Source organism: Streptomyces sp. NPDC040405 (genome assembly GCF_055595765.1).
In genome coordinates this window covers 1-17,269 of record NZ_JBVIVI010000003.1, presented here as the reverse complement: position 1 = coordinate 17,269, position 17,269 = coordinate 1, and the positions used below count along the sequence as shown (strand labels likewise).

Here is a 17,269-nt window from a genome sequence, read left to right as displayed (position 1 = left end):
CACATGTCCCCCTCACTCGAGGACAGGATCGCCGCACTTCCGGCGCACCTGCGCGAGAAACTGCTGCGCCGCATGGCCGGAGCGCCCGGCGAGGGCGCGGACGGCGGCCCCGCCGAGGACGGCGCGGCCGCGGAACCGGTCATCGCCACCGTGCCGCGCACCGGGCCGCTGCCGATGTCCTTCTCCCAGCAACGCCTTTGGTTCCTAGCTGAGTTGGAGCCCGACGCGGTCGGCTACAACTCCTGCTTCGGACTGCGGCTGACCGGTGAGCTGGACGCCGGGGCGCTGCGGCGCGCCATCGCCGGGGTGGTGCGGCGGCACGAAGCCCTGCGCACCACCTTCGACACCGTCGACGGAACCCCGGTGCAGATCCCGCACGAGGCGTCCGACGTCCCCTTCGAGCGCCTCGACCTGAGCGGATCCGCCGGTTCCGAGCAGCGCGCGGAGCTGGACCGGGCGGTGGCGCGGGAGGTGGCCCGGCCCTTCGACCTGCGCACCGGCCCGCTGCTGCGGGTACTGCTCGTCCGCCTGGCGGAGCGCGAGCACATCCTCGTGCTGACGCTGCATCACATCAACCATGACGGCTGGTCGATGAGCGTCTTCACCCGGGAGTTCGGGGAGCTGTACCGGGCCGAGCGGGAGGGCCGGGAGGCCGCCCTCGCTCCGGTGCCGCTCCAGTACGCCGACTTCGCGGTGTGGCAGCGGGCGCAGCTGTCGCGGGACGCGCTGGCGGGGTCGCTGGAGTACTGGAAGGAGCAGCTGGCCGACCTGACGCCGCTGGAGCTGCCGACCGACCGCCCCCGGCCGACGGTGCGCACCTCGGCGGGCGATGTGGAGTCCTTCGACGTGGCGGCCGACGTGGCGGAGCCGCTGCGCGCGCTGTCGCGGCGGTGCGGGGCCACCCTGTTCATGACGCTGACCGCGGCGGTGCAGGTGCTGCTGGCCCGCTGGACGGGGCAGTCCGACATCGCCGTCGCCACGCCGGTGGCCGGGCGCAAGCACCCGGGCCTGGAGGAGGTCATCGGCTTCTTCCTGAACACCCTGGTGCTGCGCGCCCGGGTCGAGCCGGAGATGTCGTTCGCCGAGTCGCTGACGCGTAGCAGCGCGTCCGTGCTGGACGCCTTCGAGCACGAGGACGTGCCGTTCGAGCAGGTCGTGGACGCGGTGCAGCCCCAGCGCGACGCCGGGCGGATGCCGTTGGCGCAGGTCCTGGTCGTCCTCCAGAACGCCCCGGAGGCGCGGCTCGACCTGAGCGGGCTGAACGTCGAGCAGCACCGGCTTCCCCAGGCCAGCACGGGCTTCGACCTCGTCCTCGGCTTCGAGGAGCGGGCCGACGGATCGCTGGGCGTGGACGTGGAGTACAGCGGCGACCTGTTCGACGCCGCCACGGTGCGGCGGCTGTGCGGGCACCTGGTGACGCTGCTCGGCTCGATCGCGGCCGCCCCCGACCGGCCGGTCGCGGAGCTGACGCTGCTGACCGACGGCGAGCACCGGCGGCTGACGGAGGAGTGGGCCCGTACCCCCGCTCCGGACGTCGACGACGTGTGCGTGCACGAACTGGTCGCCCGGCGCGCGGCCGAGCACCCCGGGGCGGTCGCCGTGGAGTGCGGCGGCCGGGCGCTGACGTACGGCGAACTGGACGCCCGTGCCGAGGAGTTGGCGCGGCGGCTGGCGGGTCTGGGAGTGACGCCGGGTTCGGTGGTGGGCATCTGCCTCGACCGTGGCCCGGACCTGGTGGTGGCCACCCTCGCCGCGCTCAAGGCGGGCGCCGCGTTCCTGCCGCTGAACGTGACGTCCCCGCCCGCCCGGCGTGCGCTGATGCTCACCGAGACCGAGGCGCCGGTGGTGCTGACCCAGCGCTCCCTGCTGGGCGAGTTCACGGACGCGGCATGCCGTACCGTCGCCGTGGACGAGCCGTGGCCCGGGACCGGCGCTGCCACCGACCGGCCGCGGGTGGCGCCGGACGCGCTGGTGTACGTCATCTACACCTCCGGGTCCACCGGCGTCCCGAAGGGTGTGCTGCTCGGCCATCGCGGACTGGTCAACATGGTCACCGCCTGCGCCCGCCGGTTCCGGCTCGGTGTGGGCAGCCGGGTGCTCCAGCTGTCCTCGCTCAGCTTCGACGGCGCCGTATGGGAGACCTTCGTCGCGCTGACCTCCGGGGCCACGCTGTGCCTGCCCGAGCGCGGCGCCGACGCCATCGGCCCCGAGCTGGTCGCGGGCCTGGCCAAGGGGGACCCGGTGCTGCTGAGCCTGCCCCCCGCGGCCCTCTCGGCGCTGGATCCGGCCGACCTCGCCCCCGGTTCGACCGTGCTGGCGGTCGGCGACCGCTGCCCGGTGGAGCTGGCCCGCGCCTGGTCGGCCCGGCATCGCTTCGTCAACGGCTACGGGCCCACCGAGACGACCATCGGCGCGACCTTCTTCGAGGGCGAGATCCCCGCGGAGGCGGTGCGGCTGCCCATCGGGAGGCCGATCGCGGGCGTGGAGGTCTACGTCCTGGACGAAGGGCTGCGCCCGGCGCCCGTCGGGGTGACCGGCGAGCTGTACATCGGCGGACCCGGCGTGGCCAAGGGCTACCTCGGCCGCCCCGAACTGACCGGGCAGCGCTTCGTACGCCATCCCTTCGGCGACGGCCCGGGGGCCAGGCTGTACCGCACCGGCGACCTGGGCGCCTGGCTACCCGGCGGAGACATCGACTTCCGGGGGCGCACCGACGACCAGGTCAAGGTCCGGGGCTTCAGGATCGAACTGGGCGAGATCGAGACCGCGTTGGCGCGGCTGTCCGGGGTGGACCAGGCGTGCGTCCTGGCGCTGGCCCACGGGCGGCGCAAGCAGCTGGTCGGCTACGTGGTGCCCGCCGCGGGCGCCGACGTCGAGCCCGGACGGCTGCACGACGAACTGGCCGCCGTGCTGCCCGAGTTCATGGTTCCGTCGGCCTTCGCCGTACTGGACCGGCTGCCGCTGACCGCGCACGGCAAGGTGGACCGGGCCGCCCTGGCCGAGGTGCCGGTGACCGCGCGCCAGGAACACGTGGCGCCGCGCACCGACATGGAGAAGTCCCTCGCGGAGATCTTCCGTACGGTCCTGGGCGTGGAGCGCGTCGGCATGCACGACGGCTTCTTCGACCTCGGTGGCGACTCCATCCTGTCCACCCAGGTGGTCGCCCACGCCCGGCGCGCCGGGCTGAACCTGACCGTCAAGGAGCTGTTCCAGCACAAGACGGTGGGCCAGCTCGCGGCGGTGGTACGCACCCTCGACGGCGCCGGAGCACCGGAGGACGAGCGGCGGGAAACCGGTCCGGTGCCGCTGACCCCGGTGCAGCACTGGTTCTTCGACACCCACACCGTCAATCCGCACCACTTCAACCAGTCCGTCATGCTCGAACTCGCGCCGGACACCGACACCGCCGCACTGCGCGCCGCGCTGGAGGCCATCGTCGGCCACCACGACGCGCTCCGGCTGCGCTTCACCCGCGCCGACGGCGGCTGGCGGCAGGAGGTCACCGCGCAGGCGGCGGGCCGCTGGCACTTCGCGCGGCTCGACCTGTTCGATCTGCCGGACGAGAAGCTGCGGGACCGGGTGGCGGAGGCGGTGCTGGCCTGCCAGACGGGCCTGGACATCACCGAGGGACCGTTGCTCCGCGCGATGCTGTTCGACCTGGGCGGCGGCCGGGCGCCGCAGCTGTTCCTGACGGCGCACCACCTCGTGGTGGACGGTGTCTCCTGGCGCGTCCTGCTGGACGACCTGCGGATCGCGTACGGGCAGCTGGCGGCCGGGAAGCAGGCCGACCTCGGCCCGCGCAGCACCTCGTTCGCGCAGTGGGCGCGGCGGCTGGAGGAGTACACGGCGGAGGGCGGCTTCGACGGCGAGGCCGACTTCTGGCGCACCGCCACGGCGGACGCCGCCCCGGTCCCCGACGCGGGCTCGGTCGAGGACGTCCGGACGGTCCACGGGCAGCTGAGCGCCGAGGACACCGACGCCCTGCTGCGCCGCGTTCCGGGGGTGTACCGCGCCCGTATCAACGATGTGCTGCTGGCCGCGCTCGGCCGGGCGCTGACCGCGTGGACCGGCCGGGAGCGCACACTGATCGATCTGGAGGGCCACGGCCGGGAGGACCTCTTCGAGGGCGTCGACCTGTCCCGCACGGTCGGGTGGTTCACCGCCGCCCACCCGGTGGCGCTGGCCGTCCCGGCCGACGCACCGATGTCCGTGGCGGTCCGCACGGTCAAGCGACAGCTGCGCGCGGTGCCCCGCAACGGCATCGGCTACGGCGCGCTGCGCCATCTCGGCGCCGACCGGTCCGGGGCCGCGCCGCTGGAGCCGGTGCGTGCGCTGGTCGGCTTCAACTATCTGGGGCAGTGGGACTCCGGCTCCACCGGCAACGAGCTGGTGACGGGCCATCTGCCGCACGGCGGACGGGAACACGAGCCCACGGAGCGACGGGTGTATCCGCTGGACGTGGTGGGCTCCGTGGAGAACGGGCGGCTGGAGTTCGGCTGCGCCTACCCCGCCGGCCGGTATCCCGAGGAGTCCGTCGCCGAGCTGCTGACGGGGATGCTGGACGGCTTGCGGGAGCTGGTGCGCGAGACCTCCTGACACCACCGCCGTCGCCCTTCCGCCCCGCCTTCGACACCGTTTCAGGAGAGACATGACCCACGAAGTCCAGTCCGCCGCCCCTGCCCGCGAGGCCCGTCCGCGCCGCTACCTCATGTGCCGTCCCACCCACTTCGATGTCACCTACCGCATCAACCCGTGGATGGACCCGGGCAAGCCCACGGACACCGACCTGGCCATCGCGCAGTGGGAGAAGCTGCGGGCGCTCTATCTGGAGCTGGGCCACACGGTCGACCTGATCGACCCGCTCCCGGGCTACCCCGACATGGTCTACGCGGCCAACGGCGCCACGGTGATCGACGGCAAGGTCCTGGGCGCCCGCTTCCGCAACATCGAACGGTCCGCCGAGGGACCGGCGTACCTCGCGTGGTTCCGGGACAACGGCTTCACGGAGCTGCACGACCCCGCGCACATCAACGAGGGCGAGGGCGACTTCCTGGTCACCGGGGACCGGGTGCTGGCCGGGACCGGCTTCCGCAGCGCGCCCCAGTCGCACACCGAGGCCCAGGAGTTCTTCGGCCGCCCCGTCATCGGTCTGGAGCTGACCGACGAGCGCTACTACCACCTGGACACCGCGCTGGCGGTGCTCTCCGAGGACGAGGTGATGTACCACCCGGAGGCGTTCTCGCCCGACAGCCGCGCCGTGCTGGAGCGGCTGTTCCCCGGCGCGGTGCTCGCCTCCGCGGAGGACGCGGCGGTGTTCGGGCTCAACGCGGTCAGCGACGGGCGCCACGTCGTGCTGCCCGAGGCGGCCACCGGCCTGGCGCGGCAGCTGCGCGAGCGCGGCTTCGAGCCGATCGGCATGGACCTGAGCGAGCTCCTCAAGGGCGGCGGCAGCGTCAAGTGCTGCACTCTCGAGGTCCGCGAGCCCGCCGCCTGACCCGACCGCGCGGAAGGGGAGGGGAAACGCCCCTCCCCCACCCGGCCTCCCTCTCTTCACCCACCTTCCGCCGACCGGAGACCCTTCATGACCCAGCTGAACGCCACACCCGACGCAGAGATGTCCTTCGCCGACGGCCGGGTGGTGGCCGCGCCCGTGACCCCCGAACCCTTCCTCCTGCGCATCGAGGCCACCGAGCCGGGGCTGCGCCTGGACCAGTGGATCACCGGCAACCACGCGCGCCTCACCGACGCGCTCCGGCGCCACGGCGCCCTGCTCTTCCGCGGCTTCGCGGTCGACAGCCCCGAGGACTTCGGGAACGCCGCCCGCGCGTACTCGCCCGACCTGCTCGACTATCTGGAGCGGGCGGCGCCGCGCACCGAGATCGCGGACAAGGTGTTCACCTCCACCGAGCTGGCCGCCGACCGGTGGATCACCTTCCATCACGAGATGTCGTACTCCCACAACTGGCCCAGCACGCTGTACTTCTACGGCGACCGCCCCTCCGCGCAGGGCGGCGCCACCCCGGTGGCCAGCGAGCGCGCGGTCTTCCCGAAGATCCCCGCCGAGATTCGCGAGCGCTTCCAGCGCCACGGCGTCAGCTACGTACGCAACTACAGCCCCGGACTCGACATCCCCTGGCAGGACGTCTTCCAGACCACCGACCGGGCCGAGGTGGAGGCGTACTGCCGCGCCTCGCACACCGAGTACACCTGGGTCGGCGAGGACGGGCTGCGCACCCGCTCGGTACGCCAGGCCGTGGCCCGGCATCCGCACACGGGCGAGACCGTGTGGTTCAACCACGCCCACCTGTGGCACATCTCCACCCTCCCCGAGGAGGTGGCGGAGTTCCTCGTGGACGAATACGGCCCGGAGGGCGTGCCGCGCAACGCGTTCTACGGGGACGGCAGCCCCATCGAGGACGAGGCCGTGGCGCTGATCGGCAACCTGTACCAGGAGGCCGCGGTGTCGCTGCCGTGGCAGCGCGGGGACGTCCTCGTGGTCGACAACTTCCTGGCCACCCACGCCCGCGAGCCGTTCAGCGGCGACCGTCGCATCCTGGTGGCCATGTCCGACCTGTATGTGAACGAGAACCTCTGAGCGAAGACCTCCGAACCCCTGGGAGTTTCTGTCCGCCCGGCACACCGGTCCGGATCGGCGTGGGCCTCGCGATCTGCACGGCTGAGCCAGTTCGTCAGCCCTTCGCGCGCTTGCCGAGTCCGGGCGCGGCCGCCAGGAAGGTGTCGAGCACTCCGTCGGCGACGCGGACCGGGCCCTCGGGGCGGGTCTCGCCGGGGATCGTACGGATCCGCCCGGCCTGCCCGGCCAGCGAGGACGCCTCGGCGAACCACCCCTCGGCCTGCGGGGTGTTGCCGTCGAGCCGGGCGCCCAGCGCGTCCAGGGTGCGGGTGAACGCGCGGCCCCACAGCGCCAGCGCGTCCAGCCACGGCGCGCAGTCCGCCACGAAGCCGCGGTCGGCCACGCCCGCCCGGAGGGTGGCGGGCGCGGTGGCCAGCAGCGTCGCGGTGGGGCGCAGGGCGTTCAGCGCCGCCCGCCGCCGTCCGGCGTCCCAGTCGGTGCGGAACGTGGCCAGCCGGGCGGCCAGTTCGGGCGCCTGGGGCTGCCAGGGTTCGTCACCGAAGGTGGGCGCGAGGGCTTGAGTGTCGAAGAAGGCCAGCAGCGCGGACACGGTGGCCGGGGCCGGATCGTCCCCGGCCAGGTACGCGGCGGCGGCCCGCCGGGTGCGGTCCGGGTCGTATCCGGTGTCGTTCCAGGCGAAGTCCGCCCCGCCGAACAGGGCGACCTTGCTGGCGGCTGCCTGGTTCATCGGGTTGAGGACCAGACCGGAGAGCTGCTGGTGCAGCCCGGGCTCCCGGGCGTCGTACGGGGCGAGCAGCAGCCGTCCCTCGGCCTGGCCGTAGTCGTTGACGGGGTAGTTGTCCCAGACGAACACCTTGCGCCCCCACACGGCGGCGGCCCGCGCGGCGTCGGCCACGGTGATCCGCGGCGGCACCACGTCGGTGCCGGTCCACATGACCTCGACCCGCGGGTCCAGCCGCTCGCGCAGGGCCTTCTTGTACGCGGTGTCGGTGACATCGCCGTACTCGGTCGGCACGGTCTGGAGCGGCGCGGCGCCCTCGCGGCCGTCCAGGAAGTCCTTCTGCACCCGGTTCAGCAGATCGGCCTGCGCCCGGCCCGCGGCCGCTTGCGAGGGCTCGCCGTAGGCGGCGCGGTCGGCGGCGCAGTTCCACCGGGTGTAGCTGATGTCGTCCAGCGGCACCGAGAAGCTGCGCACCCCGAGGTCGTACATCGCCCCCAGCTTGGCCCGCAGCGCGGTGAATTCGGCGGGGTCGCTGTAGCACAGGGAGTTGCCGGGCGAGAGGGCGAAGGTGAACCGCACATGGTGGCCGACGGCCTGCCGGACCAGCTCGCCGAGCTGGGCGAGCTGGTCGGCCGGGTACGGCTCGCGCCACTTCTCCCGGTGGTACGGGTCGTCCTTGGGCGCGTAGACGTACGTGTTCATCTTGACGTCCCCGTAGAACGCCAGCTGGTCCATGCGCTCGGCGTGGGTCCACGGGCTTCCGTAGAACCCCTCGATCACCCCGCGCAACGGCATCAGCGGATGGTCCACGACCGACACCGAGGCGATCGTCCGGGCGCCGGTGACCAGCTGACGCAGCGTCTGCGCCGCGTAGTACGTCCCGTCGGCGTCCGCGCCCGCGAGCGCCACGGCGGCACCGCGCGCGGCGAGCGCGTACCCCTCCGCGGGCAGTTCCCCGGGCACCCTGCCCCCGGCGGACCACAGCGCCTCCGCGACCCGGGCGTCGGCGAGCCGCCCCACGGTCACCGTCAACCGCGGCCCGGAGCCGCCCCGCAGCCGCTCCGCCCCGGCCCGGCGCAGTACGGCGGCGACCAGCTCCCGCGTGGGCCGGTCCACCCCGTCGCCGTAGACCACCCGCACCTCCGCGGGCACCACGACGTCCCGGCCCAGCCGGTCCATCGTCTGCGGGCGCGGCACGACGGACGGCAACGGCCCGGGTCCGGCGGCGGTGGCGGCGGTGGCGCCGACGGGCAGCAGCAGCCCGAGGAAGGTGAGGAACGCGATCACGGCGGCCAGGGGGCGGGAGCTACGGCGCATGGGACTTCTCCTCCGTGGCGTGGCATGGCGTGGCTTGGCGTACGGCGGTGCACGACGGTGACACGTGGAGCGAAGTGAGCGACGGGACAGGCGCGTTGCGTGGTGCGCGGCGTTCCGGAGACACATACCCACGGCCCGGGACCGGCGAATCCCGGGCGGACGCACGGGTCACAACGGATCACGCCGGTCCGTCGGCCCGCCCCGCGGGTCAGCGCGAGGTCCGATTTCCGCCAGCGTGCCGCCCCGGGCCGCCGCACCCTGGGAGCGTGATCACCGACGACAGCAAATACGAGGCGGTGTGCGGCCGCGATGCCCGCTTCGACGGCGCGTTCTTCTTCGCCGTCACCACCACCGGGATCTATTGCAGACCCAGCTGCCCGGCCACCACTCCGAAGCGCGGGAACGTGCGCTTCTTCCCCACCTCGGCCGCCGCCCAGGGGTCCGGCTTCCGGGCCTGCCTCCGCTGCCGCCCGGACTCCGTGCCCGGCTCCGCCGAGTGGAACGTCCGTGCCGACGCGGTCGGCCGCGCGATGCGGCTGATCTCGGACGGCATCGTCGACCGCGAAGGGGTGGCCGGGCTGGCCGCGCGGCTGGGGTACAGCGCCCGGCAGGTGCAGCGGCAGCTGAACGCCGAGGTGGGCGCCGGGCCGATCGCCGTGGCCCGCGCCCAGCGCGCGCACACGGCGCGGATCCTGCTGGAGACGACGGACATGCGAGCCGCCGAGATCGCCTTCGCGGCCGGGTTCTCCAGCGTGCGGCAGTACAACGACACCATCCGGCAGATCTACGCCGCCACCCCCAGCCGTCTCAGGGAGCTGAAGCCGGGGCCCGCCGCACGGTTCGGGACGGCCGGAGTGCCGCTGCGGCTCGCCTACCGCGGCCCGTACGCCGCCTCCGAGGTGTTCGACTACCTCGGCGCCCGTGCCATCGACGGCATCGAGGAGTTCACCGGGGAACGCGGCGCCCGCGTCTACCGGCGTACGCTGCGCCTGCCGCACGGCGCCGGGATCGCCGAGGTCGGCGAGGCCCCGGGAGACGGCTGGCTGGAGTGCCGTCTGCACCTGGGCGATCCGCGCGACCTGACCACGGCGGCGCAGCGGATGCGCCGGCTGTTCGATCTCGACGCCGACCCCTGCGCGGTGGACGAGCGCCTGGCCACCGACGCGGCGCTCGCCCCGCTGGTCGCCCGGCACCCCGGGCTGCGCGCCCCGGGCGCCGCGGACCCGCATGAGCTGGCCGTCCGCGCCGTGCTGGGCCAGCAAGTCTCGGTGGCGGCCGGGCGCAAGCTCGGCAACGCCGTCGTGGCCGCGTACGGGGAGCCGCTGCGGACGCCCAGCGGCGGGCTGACGCACCTCTTCCCCACGGCCGAGGCGCTGGCCGACGCCGCCCTGGGCGAGCTGGGGATGCCCGAGTCCCGCCGCCGTACGCTGCGCACGCTCACCACGGCGCTCGCCGACGGCACCGTCGCGCTGGACCCGGGGGCCGACCGCGACCATGCCGAGAAGAAGCTGCTCGGGCTGCACGGCGTCGGCCCCTGGACGGCCGGATACATCCGCATGCGGGCCCTCGGCGACCCGGATGTGCTCCTCACCGGCGATGTGGCCGTCCGGGCCGGTATGCGGCACGCGGGCGCCGCGCCCATGGACGCCGTAGCCTGGCGGCCGTGGCGCACCTACGCCATGCACCACTTCTGGAAGGCCGCCGCCCAGGCCGCTGCCCGGGCCACCGCCGACGCCACCGCCGACCAGCGCCGCACCACCCAGCGTGATGTCCGAATACCGCCAGCATTCCCTGCCGCGGACCCGCATCGTTGAAGGTGAAGCGAACCGCGGCGAAAGAGGACGAGAGAGCGCGATCATGACCATCTACACCACGCTGGACAGCCCCCTGGGCGAACTGCTCCTGGTGGGCGAAGAGACCCCGGACGGCACCGCACTGACCTCGCTGTCCATGCCCGGACAGAAGAACGCGCCGGCCGTACGGCCCGACTGGCGCCACGCACCCGACGGGTTCACGGAGACCGTCCGGCAGCTGAGCGCGTACTTCGACGGCGAACTCACCGCCTTCGACCTCCCGTTCACGCCCGGCGGCACGGAGTTCCAGCAGCGCGTGTGGCAGGCGCTGGAGGGGATCCCGTACGGCACCTCGACCACCTACGGACAGCTCACCGAACGGCTGGGCGTGCCCCGCGAGCAGGTCCAGGCCGTGGGCGCGGCGATCGGCGCGAACCCGCTGCTGCTGGTTCGGCCCTGCCACCGGGTGATCGGCGCGGACGGCACCATGCGCGGCTACGCCGGAGGGGTCGAGCGCAAGGTGTGGCTCCTCACCCACGAGGGCGCGCTGCAGCCGACACTCATCTGATCCACACCGGCAACCGTGACGATCACCGGAGGAACCAGGCCGATGACGGTCTACACCACGATGGACAGCCCGCTGGGCGAACTGCTCCTGGTCGGCGAGGAGTCGGCGACGGCGAAGGGCGGCACCGCACTGGCCTCCCTGTCGGTGCCGGACCAGAAGCGCCGCCCCGCGGTCCAGGACGACTGGACCGAGGACGCGGACGCGTTCGCGGACATCGCCCGCCAGCTCCGCTCGTACTTCGACGGCAAGCTGACCCGCTTCGACATCGAGTACGTCGGCGGCGGCAGCGCCTTCCAGCAGCGCGTCTGGAACGCCGTGGACACCATCCCGTACGGCACGACCCTCAGCTACGGCGAGATCGCCGCCCGGATCGAGGCCCCGCGCGCCGCGGTCCGCGCCGTCGGCACGGCGATCGGGGCCAACCCGCTGCTGGTCGTCCGCCCCTGCCACCGCGTGATCGGCGCCACCGGCGCGCTGACCGGATACGCGGGCGGCCTGGAGCGCAAGCGACGGCTGCTGGACCTGGAGCAGACCCAACCGGCCGCCTGACGAAGCACACCGAAGGAACCGCACCTCATGACCGATACCACCACCTCCACGAGCCAGGTGGCCGACCGCGTCGCGGCGGACGACTGGAGCGCGCTCACCGACGAGCTGGGCGAGCACGGCAGCGCGCTCACCGGACCGCTTCTCACCCCGGGCGAATGCCACCGCCTCGCCGGGCTGTACGACGAGGCCGAACGCTTCCGCACGACCATCGACATGGCCCGCTACCGCTTCGGTTCCGGCCAGTACCGCTACTTCACCCATGACCTCCCCGACCTGGTGCGCGAGCTGCGCGAGGCGTTCTATCCGCGGCTGCTGCCCATCGCCCGCGACTGGGCCGGGAAACTGGGCAAGCCCGCGCCCTGGCCCGACACGCTGGCCGAGTGGCTGGAGATGTGCCATGAGGCGGGGCAGACCAAGTCCGCCCAGATCCTGCTGCGTTACGGCCCGGGCGACTGGAACGCCCTGCACCGGGACGTGTTCGGCGACATGCTCTTCCCGCTCCAGATCGTGGTCGGCCTCGACGCCCCCGGCGAGGACTTCACCGGCGGCGAGTTCATCATGACCGAGCAGCGCCCCCGCGCGCAGTCCAGGGGATCGTCCACCACCCTGCCCAAGGGCCACGGGCTGATCTTCACCACCCGGGACCGCCCGGTGGCCTCCAAGCGCGGCTGGGCGAACGGCCCCATGCGGCACGGCGTGAGCACCGTGCGCTCCGGACACCGCCACACCCTCGGGCTCGTCTTCCACGACGCCGCATGACACCCGCCCCGGAGCCCCGCCCGCGCACGCTGATCGGCCCCGACGGGGCGCCCTATCGCAGCGCCACTGAGGGCCGTCTCGGCGGGCACCGGGGCCTGCGGCTCTACGGGCGTCTGGACTGCCCCTCCGCGCTGCGGGCCCTCGCCCGCGGCCACTATGTGAAACACCGGGTGTTCTTCGAGGACGAGGCCACCGCGGTCGCCGCCGGATACCGGCCGTGCGCCGTGTGCCTGCCCCAGAGGTACGCCCTGTGGAAAGCCAACCGGGAGAACACCACCACACCATGAGCCCTCTCACGGGACCACCGGCATCCCGATCGCCCCTGATCAGCGCGGAGGAGCTGGCCGCGTACGGCGATCTGCCCCGCCCCGCCCCGCACACCGCCCCCGAACTCGACGCCCTCGTAGGACTGTTGACCGCCCGGAAGAGCCGCATCGAGACCGTCGCCATCGGCCACAGCCGCGACGCGGCCTCCCACGCCGCCGCCGAGGCGTTCGCGGCCGCGTGGAAGGCGCGGGACGGGAAGGTCCTCGCCACGGTGGACTGGCCGGAGAGCGCCGCGTCCTGGCTGCGGGCCGCACGCCGGCTGACCGCCGAGGAGCCCGACGCCTGGGTCATGGCCGCAGCCCCCCTCGGCTTCGCCCAGCTGGCCCGCCGACTGCGGCACTCCACCGACTGGGACCCGGCCCGCACGGTGGCCTTCGCCGCCCTGAAGGACTCCCGGCTCCCCGCGCTGGCCGGGCCGGACACGCTGCACGGCCTGCGCGGCGCCACCGCCGAGGGCGGCACCTGGGAGGTCCGAAACCGCTGGGTCACCTCCTATCCGCCGGACGGGAGGAGCGCATGACCGCCCTGATCCCCCGCCCGCCCATGGAGATCACCCCCGGGGCCGTGCATCTGCCCGGCTGGCTCACGCTGGAAGAGCAGCGCGAACTCGTCACCGCCTGCCGTGCCTGGGCCACCGGCCCGGTGCCCATCCGCCACACCCGGCTGCCGCGCGGCGGCGTCATGTCGGTGCAGACGGTGTGCATCGGCTGGCACTGGCAGCCGTACAAGTACACCCGCACGGCGGGGGATGTGAACGGCGAGCGCGTCGCCGAATTCCCCGACTGGATGGTCCAGTTGGGCCGCCGCGCCCTGCTGGACGCCTACGGCGACACGCTGGGCAGCGCCGACTACACCCCGGACAGCTACACCCCCGACACGGCGCTGATCAACTTCTACGACGGTCAGGCCAAGCTGGGCATGCACCAGGACAAGGACGAGCTGTCCTCGGCCCCGGTCGTCTCGCTGTCCATCGGCGACACCTGCGTCTTCCGCGTCGGCAACACCGAAACCCGCACCAGGCCCTACACCGACATCGAGCTGGCCTCCGGCGACCTGTTCGTCTTCGGCGGCCCCTCCCGGTACGTCTACCACGGCGTGCCCAAGGTCTACGAGGGCACCGCCGACCCCGCCACCGGGCTCACCTCCGGACGCCTGAACATCACCATGCGGGTCACGGGCCTCACCGGCTGAGTCGCCCCGGGTCAGCGGGCGTTGTGGAAGATGACGCCGAGGGTGGTCCGGCGCCCCGAGGCCACCGCGTTGGTGCCGTGCCGCATGGGGTGGCGGCGGTAGCCGTGCTGCCCCCGCACGGGCCGGTGGCGGACGGGGAAGATCATGCCCTGGCCGAGGCGTGGGGTGAGGACCATGGCGCGGGACTGGGAGCGGGGACGCTGCTCGACGAAGACGTTCTCCCCGCCGGTGAAGTCCTGGCCGGGCTCGTTCAGCATGAAGGCGATCTGGAGCGGGAAGACGATGTCGCCGTAGATGTCCTGGTGCAGACAGGCGTAGTCACCGGGGCCGTAGTCGAGGATGAGCGGGGTGGGCCGCCGCTGGCCGTTGTCCGCGCATTCGGCGAGCAGGTCGTCCAGGGCGGCGGGAAAGGTGCGTTCGTTCAGCAGGGGCGCCCACTGGTTGGCCATCCACGCCATCGGCGGGTACAGCTTCTCGCGCAGGGTCTGGACGAGGGGTACGGCGGCGGGGTCGGCGTAGTACTTGTAGGTGCCGCGGCCGAAGTCGTAGCGCTGCATCACCACGGTCGAGCGGAACAGCCCCGGGTTGTCGAAGGTGTCGATGAGCATCGCGCACTGCTCGCGGGAGAGCAGCGGCGGGGTGAGGGCCACACCGTCCTCGTTCAGCTGGGCGTACAGCCGTGGCCAGTCCAGGTCCGCGAGGGCGGGGACGGCGTCGTGGGCGGTGTGCGGTGCGTCCCCGGCGCCCACGGTATGTCCGGGCAGGTCGAGGGGGAGTTCGGTCTGGTCCATGGCGGACAGTCTTGCGGCTGGACGCGGGCGCGGAGCGCGATGGCCGAATCCCGCCAGCAATGCGGGAGCCCGGACGCTTGGCTGGGATACGAGAACGAAGCGTCGAAGTTTCCCGGGAGTCGTCACACCATGTCTACGAACGACAGCGCCATCGCCGTGATGCAGCGGTTCTACGAGGCCGAGCGCGCCTATGTCATGGGGGGTGGCGCCGGGCAGGCCGGGTTCGAGGAGATCGCCGCGTGCCTGGACCCGGAGGTGGAGCTGCACCAGGCACCGGGCCTGCCCTTCACCGGCGTCTGGTACGGCCCCGAGGGCATGGAGAAGTTCATCGCCGTCATGGGCGAGCTGTGGGAGTCGATGGAATTCCTCGAACAGCGGCAGCTCGTGGACCGCGACACCGTGGTGGCGACCAACCGGGTGCGCTTCGTCGCGCGGGCGACCGGCCGCGAAGTGGTCACCTCCATCGTGCAGACGGTGACCCTCCGGGACGGCCGCATTCGCGAGATCCGGCCCTACTACTGGGACCCCGCCGCCATCAGCGAGGCGTGTGACGGCCGGGTCGTGGCGCCAGATTCCGATGGATCTCCAGCGCCGCGGTCGATCGGTTGAGCGTGATGTAGTGCAGGCCCGGGGCGCCCTCGTCCAGCAGCCGCCGGGCCATGGCGGTGGCGTGGTCGACACCGATCCGGCGCCCCGCGTCGGCGTCGCCCTGGGCGGCCTCCAGCCGCCGGGCGAGGTCCTCGGGGAAGTGGGCGTCGCTCAGCTCGGCGAAGCGGCGCACCTGCCGGAAATCGGTCGCGGGCATGATCTCGGGAATGATCGGAATGTCGCAGCCCGCGGCCGCCACCCGGTCGCGCAGCCGCAGATAGTCCTCGGCGTCGAAGAACATCTGCGTGACGGCGTAGTCGGCGCCCGCCCGGCACTTGGCCACGAAGTGCCGGACGTCGCTGTCCCAGTCCGGGGAGCGCGGGTGGCGCTCGGGGAAGGCCGCCACCCCGATGCTGAAGTCGCACGACTCACGGATGAGCGCCACCAGTTCGTGGGCGTAGGCCAGCCCGTCCGGCTCCGCGAGCCAGGGCCCGCGGGGGTCGCCGGGCGGGTCGCCGCGCAGGGCGAGGACGTCGAGGATCCCGGCGTCCGCGTACTGGCCGATGATGTGCCGCAGTTCGCCGACCGAGTGCCCGACCGCCGTGAGGTGGGCGACCGGCCGCACGGTGGTCTCCGCGGCGATCCGCTTGGTCAGCCCGATGGTCCGGTCCCGCGACGAGCCGCCCGCTCCGTAGGTCACCGAGACGAAGGTCGGCGCGTGACTCTCGATCCGCCGGATCGCGTTCCACAGGGTCCGCTCCCCCGCCTCGGTCTTCGGCGGGAAGAACTCGAAGGAGTACGAGCGCTCGCCCGCGGCGAGCACCTCGGCCAGGGACCGGCGCGGTGTGCGCACCCGCGTCGCGGAAGCGGCCGCCGAGGTGGTCGTCGCCGAGGTGGTCGCCGAGGGCGCGCTTCCGCCCGGGTGTGTCCGGGGTGGCGCGGTCATGCCGTCCGCGCCAGGTGGGGTGCGAGGTCCTGGGCGGCCTCGGCGCCGTAGCCCTTGTCGAGCCTGGTCAGCAGGTCGTCCGCGGAGAGCTGGTATTCCTGGGTGCCGACCGACTCCAGGACGATCGTGGCCAGGGCGCAGCCCAGTTGGGCGGCGCGCTCGTGGCCGAGCCCCCAGGCGACCCCGGCGAGGAATCCGGCGCGCAGCGCGTCGCCGCCGCCGGTGGGGTCGGCCACTCCGGACGTCGGGACCGCGGGGATCTTCAGCGTCGGCCGCCCCGCCGCCCCGATGCGGACGCCTTCGGCTCCGTCCGTGGTGATCCAGGTGCCGACCCGGTCGAGGATGTCGGCGTCGCTCCAGCCGGTGTGGTCCCGGAGCATCGCCGCCTCGTAGGCGTTGGTGAACAGGTAGCGGGCGCCCTCGACCAGCCTGCGCGCTTCGTCACCGGTGATGCGGGCGAGCTGCTGCGAGGGGTCGGAGGCGAAGGCGTACCCCCGCTCGCGGCACTCGTCGGCGTGGCGCAGCATGGCCTCGGGGTCGTTGGGGGCGATCACCACGAGGTCGAGCCCCCCGGCGCGCCGCACGGTCGGTTCGAGCGCGATCTCCTTCGCCTCGGTCATGGCACCGGCGTAGAAGGTCGCGATCTGGTTCTGGTCGGCGTCCGTGGTGCACACGAAGCGCGCGGTCCTGCGTGTCTCGCTGACCCGTACGGACTCCGTGTCCACGCCGTTGGACCGCAGCCAGCAGCCGTAGGCGGCGAAGTCGACCCCGGCCGCGCCGACGAGCAGGGGGTCGAGCCCGAGCCTGCCCAGACCGAGAGCGATGTTCGCGGCGACGCCTCCCCGCCGGATGTCCAGATCGTCGGCGAGGAAGGACAAGGAGACCTTGTCGAGCTGCCCGGCGATCAGTTGCTCGGCGAACCGTCCGGGATAGACCATCAGATGGTCTATCGCGATCGATCCGGTGACGGCGATGCGCACGTCGTGTCCTCCTTGGGGATGCGGTCGGTGGGGGCGCGAGGAGTTGCGGCTTACAGACCGGCCGCCGCGCGGAGGGCGTCGACGCGGTCGGTGCGCTCCCAGGTGAAGTCGGAGTCCTCACGGCCGAAGTGACCGTAGGCCGCC

Annotated in this window: 15 protein-coding genes; 11 read left to right on the top strand and 4 right to left on the bottom strand. The window is 73.1% G+C overall.

The genetic code is table 11. The annotated features are described in order from the left end of the window. The first annotated feature begins 3 nt into the window (after positions 1-3). The 3 genes from ACZ59A_RS14275 (at position 4) to ACZ59A_RS14265 (ending at position 6,595) form a co-directional block, all read left to right on the top strand. Entirely contained in the window at positions 4-4,596 is a 4,593-nt protein-coding gene (locus tag ACZ59A_RS14275; RefSeq protein ID WP_470957979.1) for an amino acid adenylation domain-containing protein, read from the top strand. A gap of 52 nt (positions 4,597-4,648) precedes the next feature. Further along, a complete protein-coding gene (gene ddaH / locus ACZ59A_RS14270) occupies positions 4,649-5,494 on the top strand; it encodes a dimethylargininase (RefSeq protein ID WP_470957976.1) in 846 nt (281 codons plus the stop codon). 87 nt (positions 5,495-5,581) lie between these two features. After that, positions 5,582-6,595 carry a TauD/TfdA family dioxygenase gene (locus tag ACZ59A_RS14265; RefSeq protein ID WP_468048380.1) on the top strand — a complete coding sequence of 338 codons (1,014 nt, stop codon included), beginning with the start codon at positions 5,582-5,584 and terminating at the stop codon, positions 6,593-6,595. 94 nt (positions 6,596-6,689) lie between these two features. Here the strand turns inward: ACZ59A_RS14265 and ACZ59A_RS14260 are convergent, their stop codons facing one another. Continuing rightward, positions 6,690-8,633 (bottom strand): beta-N-acetylhexosaminidase family protein, encoded by a 1,944-nt coding sequence (locus tag ACZ59A_RS14260; protein WP_470957973.1) that lies wholly within the window; start codon positions 8,631-8,633, stop codon positions 6,690-6,692. A gap of 269 nt (positions 8,634-8,902) precedes the next feature. On the opposite strand from ACZ59A_RS14260, the gene ACZ59A_RS14255 reads away from it, so the two are divergent. The 7 genes from ACZ59A_RS14255 to ACZ59A_RS14225 are packed head-to-tail and all read left to right on the top strand — an operon-like array spanning position 8,903 to position 13,820. Beyond that, positions 8,903-10,447: an AlkA N-terminal domain-containing protein gene (locus ACZ59A_RS14255; RefSeq protein WP_470959643.1), complete on the top strand. Its 1,545-nt coding sequence runs from the start codon at positions 8,903-8,905 to the stop codon at positions 10,445-10,447. Between the two features lie 43 nt (positions 10,448-10,490). Beyond that, positions 10,491-10,994, top strand: coding sequence for a methylated-DNA--[protein]-cysteine S-methyltransferase (locus tag ACZ59A_RS14250; protein ID WP_468048376.1), 504 nt, complete (start codon positions 10,491-10,493; stop codon positions 10,992-10,994). A 42-nt stretch (positions 10,995-11,036) separates the two neighbouring features. Beyond that, positions 11,037-11,543 (top strand): methylated-DNA--[protein]-cysteine S-methyltransferase, encoded by a 507-nt coding sequence (locus ACZ59A_RS14245; RefSeq protein ID WP_470957971.1) that lies wholly within the window; start codon positions 11,037-11,039, stop codon positions 11,541-11,543. Positions 11,544-11,570: 27 nt separating this feature from the next. Beyond that, positions 11,571-12,302: a 2OG-Fe(II) oxygenase gene (locus ACZ59A_RS14240; RefSeq protein ID WP_470957968.1), complete on the top strand. Its 732-nt coding sequence runs from the start codon at positions 11,571-11,573 to the stop codon at positions 12,300-12,302. Further along, a complete protein-coding gene (locus ACZ59A_RS14235; RefSeq protein ID WP_470957965.1) occupies positions 12,299-12,589 on the top strand; it encodes an Ada metal-binding domain-containing protein in 291 nt (96 codons plus the stop codon). The genes ACZ59A_RS14240 and ACZ59A_RS14235 overlap by 4 nt, the downstream gene beginning before the upstream one ends. Further along, positions 12,586-13,149, top strand: coding sequence for an ABC transporter substrate-binding protein (locus ACZ59A_RS14230; RefSeq protein ID WP_468048370.1), 564 nt, complete (start codon positions 12,586-12,588; stop codon positions 13,147-13,149). Before ACZ59A_RS14235 ends, ACZ59A_RS14230 begins: the two co-directional genes overlap by 4 nt. Beyond that, positions 13,146-13,820: an alpha-ketoglutarate-dependent dioxygenase AlkB family protein gene (locus ACZ59A_RS14225; RefSeq protein WP_470957962.1), complete on the top strand. Its 675-nt coding sequence runs from the start codon at positions 13,146-13,148 to the stop codon at positions 13,818-13,820. The genes ACZ59A_RS14230 and ACZ59A_RS14225 overlap by 4 nt, the downstream gene beginning before the upstream one ends. A gap of 11 nt (positions 13,821-13,831) precedes the next feature. On the opposite strand, the gene ACZ59A_RS14220 is transcribed toward ACZ59A_RS14225, so the two are convergent. After that, positions 13,832-14,611 carry a 2OG-Fe(II) oxygenase gene (locus ACZ59A_RS14220; RefSeq protein WP_470957959.1) on the bottom strand — a complete coding sequence of 260 codons (780 nt, stop codon included), beginning with the start codon at positions 14,609-14,611 and terminating at the stop codon, positions 13,832-13,834. Positions 14,612-14,740: 129 nt separating this feature from the next. Here ACZ59A_RS14220 and ACZ59A_RS14215 point away from each other — a divergent pair, with 129 nt between their 5' ends. Next, a complete protein-coding gene (locus tag ACZ59A_RS14215; protein WP_468048366.1) occupies positions 14,741-15,220 on the top strand; it encodes a nuclear transport factor 2 family protein in 480 nt (159 codons plus the stop codon). Here the strand turns inward: ACZ59A_RS14215 and metF are convergent. Continuing rightward, complete coding sequence (gene metF / locus ACZ59A_RS14210) at positions 15,147-16,145, bottom strand: methylenetetrahydrofolate reductase [NAD(P)H] (RefSeq protein WP_470957956.1); 999 nt, start codon at positions 16,143-16,145, stop codon at positions 15,147-15,149. The two genes, ACZ59A_RS14215 and metF, sit on opposite strands and share 74 nt — an antisense overlap. Then, the gene (locus tag ACZ59A_RS14205) at positions 16,142-17,125 is read right to left on the bottom strand and encodes a carbohydrate kinase family protein (RefSeq protein ID WP_470957953.1); all 984 of its coding nucleotides are present in this window, start codon (positions 17,123-17,125) and stop codon (positions 16,142-16,144) included. The genes metF and ACZ59A_RS14205 overlap by 4 nt, the downstream gene beginning before the upstream one ends. Positions 17,126-17,269 lie beyond the last annotated feature (144 nt).

Bases quoted from the DNA above. Each gene is read 5' to 3' on its own strand.
- ACZ59A_RS14245 (WP_470957971.1), top strand. From the start codon at position 11,037: ATGACGGTCTACACCACGATGGACAGCCCGCTGGGCGAACTGCTCCTG.
- ACZ59A_RS14260 (WP_470957973.1), bottom strand. From the start codon at position 8,633: ATGCGCCGTAGCTCCCGCCCCCTGGCCGCCGTGATCGCGTTCCTCACC.
- ddaH (WP_470957976.1), top strand. From the start codon at position 4,649: ATGACCCACGAAGTCCAGTCCGCCGCCCCTGCCCGCGAGGCCCGTCCG.
- ACZ59A_RS14225 (WP_470957962.1), top strand. From the start codon at position 13,146: ATGACCGCCCTGATCCCCCGCCCGCCCATGGAGATCACCCCCGGGGCC.
- ACZ59A_RS14230 (WP_468048370.1), top strand. From the start codon at position 12,586: ATGAGCCCTCTCACGGGACCACCGGCATCCCGATCGCCCCTGATCAGC.
- ACZ59A_RS14240 (WP_470957968.1), top strand. From the start codon at position 11,571: ATGACCGATACCACCACCTCCACGAGCCAGGTGGCCGACCGCGTCGCG.
- ACZ59A_RS14220 (WP_470957959.1), bottom strand. From the start codon at position 14,611: ATGGACCAGACCGAACTCCCCCTCGACCTGCCCGGACATACCGTGGGC.
- ACZ59A_RS14235 (WP_470957965.1), top strand. From the start codon at position 12,299: ATGACACCCGCCCCGGAGCCCCGCCCGCGCACGCTGATCGGCCCCGAC.
- ACZ59A_RS14250 (WP_468048376.1), top strand. From the start codon at position 10,491: ATGACCATCTACACCACGCTGGACAGCCCCCTGGGCGAACTGCTCCTG.
- ACZ59A_RS14275 (WP_470957979.1), top strand. From the start codon at position 4: ATGTCCCCCTCACTCGAGGACAGGATCGCCGCACTTCCGGCGCACCTG.
- ACZ59A_RS14215 (WP_468048366.1), top strand. From the start codon at position 14,741: ATGTCTACGAACGACAGCGCCATCGCCGTGATGCAGCGGTTCTACGAG.
- metF (WP_470957956.1), bottom strand. From the start codon at position 16,145: ATGACCGCGCCACCCCGGACACACCCGGGCGGAAGCGCGCCCTCGGCG.
- ACZ59A_RS14265 (WP_468048380.1), top strand. From the start codon at position 5,582: ATGACCCAGCTGAACGCCACACCCGACGCAGAGATGTCCTTCGCCGAC.